This is a genomic window from Labrys sp. WJW (assembly GCF_001676615.1).
GTDB lineage: Bacteria > Pseudomonadota > Alphaproteobacteria > Rhizobiales > Labraceae > Labrys > Labrys sedimenti.
The window spans coordinates 167,888-180,542 of record NZ_LYXZ01000039.1; the positions used below are offsets into that span (position 1 = coordinate 167,888).

The following is a 12,655-nucleotide window of genomic DNA, read 5'->3' on the forward strand; positions in this document are numbered from 1 at the left end:
GATGCTTCCTTGCAGGAACTAAGACTGTTCAACGCTGCCGAAGGAGTTCCTGCAGCGCTGACATCACAACGACATGCTTGCATGTCGTGATGCCTGCTCTTGTAAACACCGCGCCGGGGATGAGGAAGCCGTCGCGACATGCACACACGTCGCTGTGATATTCGGGCTCTCGGAATGTCCGTAGGAGTCAGGCGCTCTTGCCGAAGGAGGCGATCACCCCCTCGGCCATGCGCACGAAACGGGCGCTCGGGCCCTCCGGGCCGGCGCTCTGGCGGCTGACGCGGGCGCCTTCCAGCAGGAGATGCAGTGTATCGGCGACCAGATCCGGCTGGTCGAGACCCGCCTCCCTGCAAAGCAGAGCCAAGCGGTCGCGGTGCCGCTTCTTGAATTCTTCGACCAGGCGTCGGGCCGGGTGATCCTCGCCCGAGAGCTCGACCGCCGCATTGGCGAATTCGCAGCCCCGGTTGTCAGCCTCGATATAGTCGGCGCATTTGCCGACCCAGGACAACAGCTGGGCGTGGGCATCGCCCGGATGCTCGGCCTCGAGCTGGGCCCAGCGCGCCTGATTGTCGATCTCCGCCGCCCGCAGGCATTCGACGATGAGATCGTCTTTCGAGCCGAAATGACGATAGAGCGTCATCTTGTTGGTGCCGGCGACCTTGGCGATGGTGTCGACGCCGATGGTGTTGATGCCATGTCGGTGGAAGAGGTCGCGCGCAGTGACGACGATGCGGTCTCGCGGACGCTGTCCGGGGCAGCAGGGTGACTCTTCGCTTGGTTCCAAAATTTTCTGGCTCATGGCTTGACCAAACTGTTACCGACCTGTAACAGTGTCGCTGTTACTGATCGGTAACAGCTTGGTAAGGCGTCGTCAAGGCCGTTTCGTCATCGCACTGCGATCCAGCCTTGTTAGAGAGACAATTCACCAGGAAACGACACATCGTCAAACGGATTGGGCGGAGCATGCATCCATGTTTCCGCGCTGGAGGAGTCATGGCTCAGCAAGGCTGCAATATGACCGTCGATCAGCTGCTGAACGACCCGTTGACGCTTGCCCTCATGCGGGCCGACGGGGTCGATCCGGTTTCATTGAGGACGATGCTCGCCGGGCAGGCGCGCCGTCTCGCCGAAGCGCAGGACGTGCCGCCGATCCTCCTGACATTTTCTGACACCGTCATGCCACATGGTGGCATCCAAGGCGGCTGACGCAGAGCTTCACCATGGTCAATTATTTCATTCAACGTCCGATCTTCGCCTCGGCCATCGCCATCATCATGGTGATGGCGGGGGCGATTGCCTATTTCCTGCTGCCGGTCGCCCAGTTTCCCAACATCACGCCGCCCCAGATCCAGGTTAGCGCCTCCTATCCCGGCGCCAGCTCGCAGGTCGTCGCCGATACGGTGACCACGCCGCTCGAGCAGCAGATCAACGGCGTGCCGGGCATGATCTACATGTCCTCGGCCAGCTCCAATGACGGCTCGTCCAACATCACCGTCACCTTCGATGTCGGCTATCCCCTGAACATCGCGGCGATGGACGTGCAGAACCGCGTGGCCCAAGCGGCCTCCTCCCTGCCGGCGATCGTCAACCAGTCCGGCGTCTCGGTCACCAAGGCCAATCCCAACTTCGTGCTGATCGTCGACCTGACCTCGCCCGACAATTCGGTCGATTCGGTCGCGCTCAGCAATTACGCCTATCTGCAGATTGTCGATCCCCTAAAGCGGCTGCCGGGCGTCGGCGACGTCAGGATCTTCGGCGAGCGGCGCTATTCCATGCGCATCTGGCTCGATCCCGACAAGCTCGCCAATCTCGGCATCACCGCCGTCGACGTGCAGAATGCCGTCGCCGAGCAGAACGTGCAGGTCGCGGCCGGCAAGATCGGCCAGAATCCGGCACCGGCGGGCACCGCCTTCGAAATGCAGGTCAACGCCACCGGCCGCCTCAGCGACCCGGAGGAGTTCGGCAACATCGTCGTCCGGGCCAATCCGGCCGGCGGTTCGGTGGTGCGCCTTCGTGATGTCGCCCGCATCGAACTCGGCTCGCTGCAATATTCGTCCTCGGCCTATCACGGCGAAAAGCCGATGGTGGTGCTCGGCGTCTTCCAAGCGCCCGGCTCTAACTCGCTCAAGCTGAAGGAAGCCGTCGAAGCCAAGATGAAGGAGCTCTCGGCGCGCTTCCCCAAGGGCATCGAATATTCGATGAAATACGACACGACCCGCTTCGTGTCGGCCGCGATGGAGGACGTCGTCAAGACGCTGGTCGAGGCGCTCATCCTCGTGGTCCTCGTCGTCTACATCTTCCTGCAGAACTGGCGCACCGTGCTCATTCCGGTCATCGCCATCCCGGTCTCGCTGATCGCGACCATGGTGGTGATGCTGGCCATGGGCTTCTCGCTCAACATGCTCTCGCTGCTCGGCATGGTGCTCGCCATCGGCCTCGTCGTCGACGACGCCATCGTGGTGGTGGAGAACGTCGAAAGACAGCTCGAGGCGGGGCATCCGCCGCTGGAGGCGGCCAAGATCGCCATGAAGGAAGTCACCGGTCCGATCGTCGCCACCACGGCGGTGCTGATGGCGGTGTTCGTTCCCGTTGCCTTCATTCCCGGCGTCGCCGGCCAGCTCTACAACCAGTTTGCCCTGACCGTGGCGATCTCGGTCGGCATCTCCGCCTTCAACTCGCTGACCCTGAGCCCGGCCCTGTCGGCCGCCTTCCTCAGCCACAAGCCGGCCTCCCGCTTCTTCCTGTTCCGCTGGTTCAATGCCGGATTCGACAGGCTGTCGCACGGCTATGCCGCCTCGGTGCGCGGCTTCATCAAGCTGCGCTGGCTGATGATGGGGGCGTTTGCCATCGTGCTGGCTGCCACCTACTGGATCTCGACGCGGGTGCCTTCCACCTTCCTGCCGTCGGAAGACCAGGGCTACTTCTTCGTCGTGCTGCAATTGCCGGATGGCGCCTCGCTCGAACGCACCGATGCCGCCGCCAAGCAGGTGCGGCAGATCCTGATGGCAGAACCCGGGGTCGAGGACATCATGTCGATCTCAGGCCTGAACTTCCTCACCAACGCCCAGCAATCGAGCGCTGCGGTCGAGTTCGCCATCCTCAAGCCCTGGGATGAGCGTGGCTCCGGCCTCAGTGCCACCGATATCGTCAACAAGGTGCGTCCGAAGCTGTTCGGCATTGCCGATGGTTTCGTGCTGGCCTTCGAGCCGCCCTCCATCCAGGGCCTCGGCACCACCGGCGGCTTCGAGTTCCAGATCGAGGATCTGAACGGGCGCGGTCCGTTCGCGGTCAACGAGGCGGCGCAGGCCCTGCTTGCCGAGGCGCGCAAGCAGCCCGAGCTCAATCCGCAGACCCTGTTCACCACCTTCTCGACCTCGACGCCGCAGTTCAACTACGACCTCGACCGCAACAAGGCCAAGCTGCTCGGCCTCAACCTGCCGGATATCTTCAACACGCTGCAGATCTATCTCGGCTCGCTCTATGTGAACGACTTCAACCAGTTCGGGCGTACCTTCCGCGTCACGCTGCAGGCCGACAAGGATTCGCGTGCCGATCCCGGCGACATCAGCCGTCTCTATGTCCGCAACGCCACAGGCAACATGGTGCCCCTGTCGACTCTGGGCTCGCTGAAGCCGATCGTCGGGCCGGAGACGGTGACCCACTACAACAATTACGGCGCGGCCCTGATCAACGGTGCCCCCGCACCGGGTTACTCGTCGGGCCAGGCCATCGAGGCAATGCAGAGGGTCGCGGCCGCGACCCTGCCGAACGGCTTCAGCCATGAATGGACCGGCATCACCTTCCAGGAGCTCAAGGCCGGCTCGATCGCAGCGGCGGTGTTCGCCCTTGCCATCGTGTTCGTCTTCCTGATCCTGGCCGCCCAGTATGAGAGCTGGTCCATGCCGTTCATGGTCCTGCTCGCGGTGCCGCTCGGCCTGTTCGGTGCGCTGCTCGCCATCTGGCTGCGCAGCATGCAGCTCGACGTCTATTCGCAGATCGGCTTCGTCATGCTGATCGGCCTCGCCGCCAAGAACGCCATCCTGATCGTGGAGTTCGCCAAGCATCTGCGCGAGCAGGGCCATGGCATCGTCGAGGCGGCGATGGAAGCCGGCCGGCTGCGCCTGCGCCCGATCCTGATGACGGCCTTCGCCTTCATCCTGGGCGTGGTGCCGTTGGTGAAGGCGACCGGTGCCGGCGCGGCCAGCCGCCAGTCGCTCGGCACGGCCGTGTTCGGCGGCATGCTGGTGGCTACCGTGCTGACGCTGGTCTTCGTGCCGGTGTTCTACGCCATCATCGAGCGTTGGCGCGAGCGCCGACTCTCCGCCAAGAGAGATTCACACCATACCGACAGCACGCCTGAGGAGTCCGAGGACGCCATGCCGCCCCGGATCCAGGCCGCCGAATAAGGGGATACCGATGCGTATCTGGAAAATCGCCACCGCCATCGTCGTGGTCGCCGCCGCAGGCGGAGGCTACTACCTCAAGGACAAGCCGCATCTCCTCGCCGCCGGCCAGGAACTCCTGGCCGGGGTGCTGAGCAAGCCGGCCTCGGCCAATCCGGCACCGGCCATGCAGGCCATGCCGGTGCCGGTGGCCTCCGTGGTCAAGAAGTCCATTCCGCTCTTCCTCTCCTATCCCGCCCGCACGGAATCGATCCGCAGCATCGCCCTGCAGGCCAAGGTCTCGGGCTATATGCTCGACCAGGCCGTGCCTGACGGCACCGATGTGAAGCAGGGTGATGTCCTTTATCGCATCGACGCGCGTGACTATCAGGCCGCGCTGGCGCAGGTGAAGGCCCAGGCCGAGCGCGATACCGCTGCACTCGACTATGCCAAGACCAGCCTCACCCGCGGCAACGACCTCACCAAGACGGGCTTCCTGTCGAAGGACCTGTTCGATCAGCGCACCAGTGCGGTCAAGCAGGGCGAGGCAACCCTTCTTGCCGACAAGGCGGCGATCCAGGCGGCGGAACTCAACCTTGACTATACAGAGATCAAGGCCCCCTTCGACGGACGGATGGGCCGCAACCAGGCCGCGGCCGGCACGCTTGTCAGTCCCGGCGGCACCGTGCTCAACACGCTGGTGCAGCTCAGCCCGATCTATGTGACGTTCACGCCGACGGAAGCCGAACTCACCCAGATCCTCAAGGCCAAGGCGGCGGGCAAGGTCCTGGCCGACATCGTCGTGCCCGGCCAGAACGAAGCGAGCCACCAGGGCGAGCTCACTTTCCTGGATAACGTCGTCGACCGGGCCACCGGCACCATCACCGCCCGGGCCACCACGGCCAATGCCGACCGCAGCTTGCTGCCCGGCCAATATGTCAATCTGCGGCTGAGCATCGGCGAGCGGCCCGATACGCTGCTTGTGCCGCAGGCAGCCCTCGGTTCGAGCCAGCTCGGCAAATATGTCTATGTCGTCGGCGAGGGCAACAAGGTCGAGATGCGTCTGGTCGAGCTCGGCCCGGCGCAGGGACCGCTCATCGCGGTGACCAAGGGGGTCAAGGAAACCGACCAGATCATCGTCGGCAATGTCCAGAAGATCTTCCCCGGCGTGCCGGTGCAGCCCCTGCCGCAGAAGGCGGGAGCCTGATTCTTCCAGCGGGCGACGAGGCCTCGCCTCGGCCCGTCGCAGCGCAGCCTGGCCGGCCCGGACACAGTTCCCGGCCGGCCTTTTTAACTCCGACCGCAGGGGTGTGTCGAGGCCGGAATATTTTGCGTGGCAATACTATTTCCAGTCGTTGCATTCTTTCTCGCTTCGCTCTTTATTTACGAAGTCAGTGCAATCGGAGAAAGTATTGCCGTGAAGACCGCTCTTGCTTTTGCCTCTCTTATGGTTGCGTCAATTTCAGCGGGGTGCGTGACAGGCAATGCTCCTGTCGGTGCCAATCTGAGGGCTACCTCTGCTTTTACGCATCATGCGAAGTCGGGGAAAGAGGTTGAGTTTTATACGGCCTATCAGTTCAAGACGCCCTGTGACACGAATTCGGCTGTACCTTCAGTAAAGATTATTGTTCCACCGCAGCATGGAACGGCCACCGTCATTCGAAAGCTGGGCTATACCAACTATCCGAAATGGAATGATAACTATCGATGCAATAGTGTTAAGGTGCCGATGGCAGCTGTAAATTATCGATCAAACCCGGGATATGTCGGGGTGGATACGCTTCAATTGCGCACGGACTTTATCAATCCAGCGGATAATCCGCCGGAGAGCATCGCCGTCACGATTGAGGTTGCACGTTAGCGACAACAGGAGCCTGCGGTATCAAGCTCGATGCCGAGATTCGATCCCGTAGGCTCGTTGCGGCTCTGTCGTTCATTCCGGGCGCAGGGATTTTGCCGTGCAGCGATGCCATCGATAGGCGGCGGCGTCGGGATCGTCCTTGCGGCCGAAACACCAGCCTGCCTTGGCGAGTTGCCGCGTGAGGGCGTCGCGCCGATCACAGGCCAGCTGCGTGGCGGGATCATCGCCGCTGCCGCCCCGGCATTGGCTGTTCAGCGCTTTCCAGTGGTCGATCGACGTGTTTGGCTGGGCCGCAAATGCCGGTTGTGGCGCAAGGACGAGGCCTGAAAGCAGGAAAGCGAGCGAGGCGAATCTCATCTGGGCGACCTCCGATGCCGTCTGCCATCCAGGTGTAGGCGGGACTCGAGAATCAAGCTGTTTCACCGGAAACTTCCGCCGGGGTCGCGGCAATGCTCAGCCCGAAGTCGCATTCCTTGGCACTGCGAGCCGGGCTCGGAAGCGTACTTGGGGCGGGCGCACGCCATGGGAGAGCAGCACCCTGAGCACGGCCGGCCGGGCGCCGACGATCTGCACCGTGCCGCCGCTGCGGGCCGCCTTGCGCACCAGGCCGTGAATGGTCGCTGCGGCGGTGGAATCGATGATCGGCACGGCCGAGAAGTCGATGATGGTCGTCTTGGGATGCTCGCCGATGCGATCGAGGGCGGCGGCGACCGTCGCGGCCGCGCCGAAGAAGAAGGCGCCGGAAATCCGGTAGGCGACCACGTCGGGATCGCTGGCCAGGCCGGGATCATAGGGCAGAGGCTCCTCTGCGCCGGGAACATCGGGCCGGTCTTCCTCGACGACCGGTCGCAAGGTCTCGATCTCGACGGCCTCCGCCATCCGGTGCAGGAAGAGGAGGGAACCAAGGGCGAAGCCGATCAGGATACCCTCGGTGAGGTCGCGGAAGACGACGACCAGGAAGGTTGCGATCACCACCACGGCGTCGCCACGCGAAGCGCGCACCAGCGTGGCGAACTGGTGGCGCTCGAACATGTTCCAGCACACCACCGCCAGAACCGCCGCGAGGGCCGCCAGCGGGATATAGCTCGCAAGCGGGGCCGCCAGCAGCATGAAGGCCAGCACGAAAAGCGAATGCAATATGCCCGAAACCGGCCCGCGCGCGCCGGCCCGCACATTGGTGGCCGTGCGGGCGATGGTGCCGGTGACGCAGATACCGCCGAACAGGGCCGATGCCATGTTGGCGATCCCCTGCGCTACCAGCTCGACATTGGAGCGGTGGCGCCGGCCGCTCATGCTGTCGGCCACCACGGCGGAAAGCAGGCTCTCGATACCGCCCAGCAGGGCGAAGGCGATCGACGTCGGCAGGAGTTCGATGATCTTGTCGAGCGACAGGGCCGGCAAATGAGGAGCTGGTAACGAGCGAGGAATGCCGCCAAAACGCGTACCGAGCGTTTCAACCGGCATGCCAGCCAGCCAGACCAGCACGGCTGCGGCGACGGTGGCGATCAGGAAGGCCGGCCAATGAGGACGCAGACGCCGGATGGCGACGATGAGGGCGATGGTGAAGAGGGCGATGGCCGTGGCGGACAGGTTGAAGCTCGGCAAGGCGATGGCGAGCGCCTCGACCTTCTCGACGAAGGGGCCAGGTTCGCCGCCCTTGAGCGTCAGGCCGAGCAGTTCCTTGATCTGGCTGGCGAAGATGATGACCGCGATGCCGGAGGTGAAGCCGACGGTGACCGGGTAGGGGATGTATTTGATGAAGGTGCCGAGCCGGAGGACGCCGATCAGGGTGAGGATGATCCCGGCCATGAAGGTGGCGAGCAGAAGCCCGTCCACGCCATGCTGCTGCACGGCCGCGGCGACCAGCACGATGAAGGCACCGGCAGGACCGCCGATCTGGAACCGGCTGCCGCCGAGTGCCGAGACCACGAAGCCGCCGACGATGGAGGTGTAGAGGCCTCGATCCGGCGTCACGCCCGAGGCGATGGCGATCGCCATGGAGAGCGGCAGGGCGACGATGGCGACCGTCAATCCGGCGAGAACGTCGGCCCTCAGCTTGTCCAGCCCGTAGCCTTCCTTGAGGACCGTCACCAGCTTGGGCGTATAGAGCTCACTGAAGCTGGGTTCATGCACCCGGGCCGTCATCGCTTCTCACATTTCCGGAGACAGTACGGGGGAGCCCATAGACTGCCGCCACTCGACCTGACGCTAGGTCGAAGAGCTTTCCGGCGGCTTGAGGAGCTTGAGGCGCACGCCTCGTCCCCCCTCACGGCTGACGGCATTGTCGCCGATCAGCTCGACGCCGGCGCGGTCAAGCGCCTCGATCACCTTCGTCAACGTATCAACCACACCGCGAACATTGCCTTCGCTCGCTTCCATGCGCTGAACCGTCGGCAGGGAGACCCCCGACAGGTCAGCGAGCTGGCGCTGGTCGATGCCGAGCAGGGCTCGGGCAGCGCGCATCTGGGCAGCGGTGATCATAGGCAGCCTCGCAATTATCAAATACTTCATTTTAATGTTAATGTCTAGAACATCAATTAGGATGTTTTTGACATTGATGCCGTCAGTGTGCCGAAAGACAGGTCCGTCCGTCCGGCGACACTGCCTCGCCGTATAGACGAAGCGGTTGATGATTTCACTGAATCTCGTCGCATCGCCAAGACGCGACCGAACGGGGGTAGTGGGGCCAGCCCCTACCTTCGAGATCGCCCGGCACCACTGTGAGCACTTGCAAACGGAGAACCAGAGCAGGCAAGTGTCGGGCCTTGAATGCGCTTTGCCCCTCGGAAGGCCGTTGCCGTTCAAAAAAATGCCGGTACGAGCGAGCGGCGCAGCCTGAATTCGCGTATCAGCATGAGGCAGGGCTTCTCGAAGCCGCCCACGAATGGGCAACTTCGAGAAACACGGCTTGAGACGATCTGATTGGTAGTGGCTGACATCATGGCTGTTTTGTTGGGTATCGATACGGGCGGCACCTTTACCGATGCCGTCCTCTATGACGAGGAAAAGGGCGTTCTCGCCAAGGCCAAGTCGCTCACCACCCATCATGATCTGGCCATCGGTGTCGGTAGCGCCGTCGGCGCGGTGCTGGCCCAATCCGATGTCGCGCCCTCGCGCATTGCCCTGGTCTCGCTTTCCACCACGCTCGCTACCAACGCCATGGTGGAGGGGCAGGGCGGGCGCGTCGGTCTGGTCTATATCGGCTTCGATGCCGACGATGCCGAGCGTCCGGATCTCAAGGCGGCGTTGAACGGGGACCCGGTTCTGTTGATCGCGGGCGGCCATGATGCCATGGGCCAGGTGCGCGCGCCGCTCGACGAGGCGGGGCTGGTCGAGCAGGCCCGCGCTTTGGCGCCGGGGCTGACCGGTTTTGCCGTGACCGGACGGTTCGCCGTGCTCGATCCCAGCCATGAAATCGCGGCACGCGAGATCCTGCGGCGCGAAACCGGCCTGCCGGTTACCTGCGGCCACGAGCTCTCAGCCAAGCTGGACGGGCCGAAGCGCGCCCTCACCTGCGTGCTGAACGCGCGCCTGATCCACCTTCTCGAGGCGCTGATCGCCGCCACCGAGGGGCGGCTCGCCGCGCTCGGCATCGCCGCGCCCTTGATGGTGGTGCGCGGCGACGGCTCGCTGGTGGCGGCCGAGGTGGCCAAGGCCAAGCCGATCGAGACGATCTTTTCCGGCCCGGCCGCCAGCGCCGTGGGCGGCGCTTTCCTCGCCGGCGCCCCGGACGCTCTGATTTCCGATATCGGCGGCACCACCACTGATGTCGTCGTGTTGCGCGGCGCGAGGCCTCGCATCGATCCGGCCGGCGCCCTGATCGGCGGTTTCCGCACCATGGTGGAAGCCATCGCCATCCGCACCTGCGGCCTCGGCGGCGACAGCGAGGTGGCGATCGAGCAGCACGGCCTGGATACCTCGCTCAAGCTCGGCCCGCGGCGCGCCGTGCCGCTCTCCCTGCTCGCCGACAGCCTTGCCGACCTCGTGCATTCGACGCTCGACCGCCAGCTCAGGGCCGATTTGCCCAACGACCTCTTCGGCCGTTTCGCCTTGCGCCTGCACCCGCCCCTGGCGGAACTGCCGGCGCTGGAAGCGGAGGTGCTGGCGCGGCTGGAGGCCGGGCCGATGGCCGCCGACAAGCTGATCAACAGCCGGCGCGAACTCAATGCGCTCCAGCGCCTGGTCAACCGGCGCCTCGCCATCATGGCGGCGCTGACGCCTTCGGATGCCGCCCACCAGCTCGGCCTGCATCATGCCTGGGATAAGGCAGCGGCCGAGAAGGGCCTGACCCTATTCGCCAGGCGGCGCAATGCCATGGGGCTGCCCTATGCGGACAGCGCCGAAGACCTTGCGCGGCGCATCATCGAGACCCTCACCCGCCGCTCGGCCGAATTCCTCTTGGAATGCGCTTTGGCCGAGGACGGCTTCCGTGAGGCCGGCCTGTCACGCCATGCTTTGGCGGTGGCGGCACTCGACGGCCATAGCGGCCTCGTCAAGATCGGCCTGTCGCTGACGACGCCGGTGGTCGGACTCGGCGCCTCCGCCGCGACCTATTACGGCGATATCGCCGGCCTGGTCGGCGCACCCTCGCTGGTACCCGAACATGCCGAGGTCGCCAATGCCGTCGGCGCCGTGGTCGGCGGCGTGCACGTCTCGGCTGAGGTGAAGGTGCTGCAGCCGGTGGAGGGTATCTTCCGGGTATTCACTCGGTTGGGCACGCGCGACATCCTCGATCTCGGCGAGGCCCTGCTCCATGCGCAGGAAGCGGCACGGGTCCAGGCCGAGAGCGACGCGCTCATTGCGGGGGCCGCCACGGTCGAGACCTCTGTGAGCGTCGACGAGAAGAAGATCGTGGCCGAGGGCCGGGAGCTCTTTGTCGAGGCCCTGGTGACGGCCCGGGCATCGGGACGGCCGAGGATCAGTGTGTAGAACCCTGGGATCGCCAGCATCCTGCTGGCTCTTCCTCCCCACCAATGCGGCGGTTCAAGAGCCAGCAGGATGCTGGCGATCCCAGGGCGCTGCAGACTGCATCGGCTTGCCCCTGCTCTGCGCGATGTTGACGCATCGAATGACAAATTCGTTTTCCAAAACGTTTTGGACGACAGCGAAAATCGCAACTGCGATTGACAGGGTAGGAAATTCCAGCGGAAGATGCCGTTAACCGCGTCGATGCCGGGGAAGGGCTTGCCCAACTCCCCCTGTCGGAATGCATGCGGAGGGCGGAGCGAATGCCGGGAATAGGTAAGTCGGACCGTCTGCATCATGCGGATCTGGTCTATGCCACCTTGAATGACGGGACGTCGGGGGCCCAGTCCGCGGTCGCGGCCTCCTGGTCCCGTTCCCTCAGCCATTATGGCCTCGATCCCGATCACGCCCCTCCGCCCCACCGGCTCGGCGCAGGCGAATTCAAGGCGGCTTTGTCCCGCATGGAGCTCCTGGTGCGGCTGTCGCAGGGAACGCTCGATCGCCTGTTCCAGGCGGTCGGCGATGCCGGCTGCTGCGTGCTCCTCACCGATGACGACGGCGTGCCGCTCGACCGGCGCGGCGTGGTGGGGGACGATGCCGATTTCGAGGCCCTCGGCCTGTGGACCGGCATGGTCTGGAGCGAGCAGAGCGAGGGCACCAACGGTGTCGGCACCTGCATCGCCGAAGGGCGTGCACTGACCATCCATCGCGACCAGCATTTTCTCACCCGCAATATCGGGCTGAGCTGCACGGTGGCGCCGATCTGGGACGCGAATGGCCGCCTTATGGGCACGCTCGACGTCTCGACCTGCCGCTCCGATCTGACACCGGCCCTGTTGAAGCTGGTGGCGGCGGCGACACGGGATGCGGCCGTTCGCATCGAGACCCAGCATTTCCGCGAGGCCTTTCGCCATGCGCGCATCCTGGTCGGGCCCGATGCCGGCACCGGCCCGGCCGGCCTGCTCGCCGTGGACAGGGAGGATCTCGTCATCGGGGCCAGCCGCGCGGCCCGCCTTGTCTATGGACTGACGGACGAGCATCTGCGCAACCCGTTCCCCGCCAGTGATCTCGTCGACGGTGAAACGGCTTTGCCCGGTGAGGGGTTGCTTGCCGGCGAGCGTTCCGCGGTGCGCCAGGCCTTGTCTCGGGCGAAGGGCAATGTCTCGGCCGCTGCCCGCCTGCTCGGCGTCAGCCGTGCCACCATGCACCGCAAGATCGCGCGGCTCGGCTTGGGGCGGGAGAGCTGAATCTTGGAGCGCGGACGTCTCAGCGACATGAAGACATGTCGCGATGTCCGCTCTTTCTCTTTCTTGCAAGCTCAGAGTTTCCAAGAGCGGACTGGAAGTCCGCGCTCCAAAGTCCTCACCTGTCTCATCCCTGAGACACATCGTCCCCGGCATCGTTCGCCCCCCTCCTGACAAGCCATCCCCCCGCGCTCATCCTCCCA

10 protein-coding genes are annotated in these 12,655 nt (G+C 64.5%); 6 read left to right on the top strand and 4 right to left on the bottom strand.

Annotated features, from left to right (window positions below; genetic code table 11):
* Positions 1-187 precede the first annotated feature (187 nt).
* Entirely contained in the window at positions 188-799 is a 612-nt protein-coding gene (locus BA190_RS23295) for a TetR/AcrR family transcriptional regulator (protein WP_068292991.1), read from the bottom strand.
* 194 nt (positions 800-993) lie between these two features.
* Here BA190_RS23295 and BA190_RS23300 point away from each other — a divergent pair, with 194 nt between their 5' ends.
* From BA190_RS23300 to BA190_RS36090, 4 genes are all read left to right on the top strand, one after another.
* Entirely contained in the window at positions 994-1,206 is a 213-nt protein-coding gene (locus tag BA190_RS23300; protein WP_068292993.1) for a hypothetical protein, read from the top strand.
* 14 nt (positions 1,207-1,220) lie between these two features.
* Entirely contained in the window at positions 1,221-4,406 is a 3,186-nt protein-coding gene (locus tag BA190_RS23305) for an efflux RND transporter permease subunit (protein ID WP_068292997.1), read from the top strand.
* 10 nt (positions 4,407-4,416) lie between these two features.
* Entirely contained in the window at positions 4,417-5,589 is a 1,173-nt protein-coding gene (locus BA190_RS23310; RefSeq protein WP_068293000.1) for an efflux RND transporter periplasmic adaptor subunit, read from the top strand.
* A 126-nt stretch (positions 5,590-5,715) separates the two neighbouring features.
* Entirely contained in the window at positions 5,716-6,243 is a 528-nt protein-coding gene (locus BA190_RS36090; protein WP_156771670.1) for a hypothetical protein, read from the top strand.
* 72 nt (positions 6,244-6,315) lie between these two features.
* Here the strand turns inward: BA190_RS36090 and BA190_RS23315 are convergent, their stop codons facing one another.
* From BA190_RS23315 to BA190_RS23325, 3 genes are all read right to left on the bottom strand, one after another.
* Positions 6,316-6,600: a hypothetical protein gene (locus BA190_RS23315; protein ID WP_068293005.1), complete on the bottom strand. Its 285-nt coding sequence runs from the start codon at positions 6,598-6,600 to the stop codon at positions 6,316-6,318.
* A gap of 96 nt (positions 6,601-6,696) precedes the next feature.
* On the bottom strand, positions 6,697-8,388 hold the full coding sequence (locus BA190_RS23320) for a SulP family inorganic anion transporter (RefSeq protein WP_068293008.1): 1,692 nt from the start codon (positions 8,386-8,388) through the stop codon (positions 6,697-6,699).
* A 63-nt stretch (positions 8,389-8,451) separates the two neighbouring features.
* The gene (locus BA190_RS23325) at positions 8,452-8,724 is read right to left on the bottom strand and encodes a helix-turn-helix domain-containing protein (RefSeq protein ID WP_068293010.1); all 273 of its coding nucleotides are present in this window, start codon (positions 8,722-8,724) and stop codon (positions 8,452-8,454) included.
* Positions 8,725-9,183: 459 nt separating this feature from the next.
* Here BA190_RS23325 and BA190_RS23330 point away from each other — a divergent pair, with 459 nt between their 5' ends.
* Positions 9,184-11,172, top strand: a complete 1,989-nt coding sequence (locus BA190_RS23330; RefSeq protein WP_068293013.1) for a hydantoinase/oxoprolinase N-terminal domain-containing protein — start codon at positions 9,184-9,186, stop codon at positions 11,170-11,172.
* Between the two features lie 308 nt (positions 11,173-11,480).
* Positions 11,481-12,455: a GAF domain-containing protein gene (locus BA190_RS23335; RefSeq protein ID WP_371260378.1), complete on the top strand. Its 975-nt coding sequence runs from the start codon at positions 11,481-11,483 to the stop codon at positions 12,453-12,455.
* The last annotated feature ends 200 nt before the right edge of the window (positions 12,456-12,655 follow it).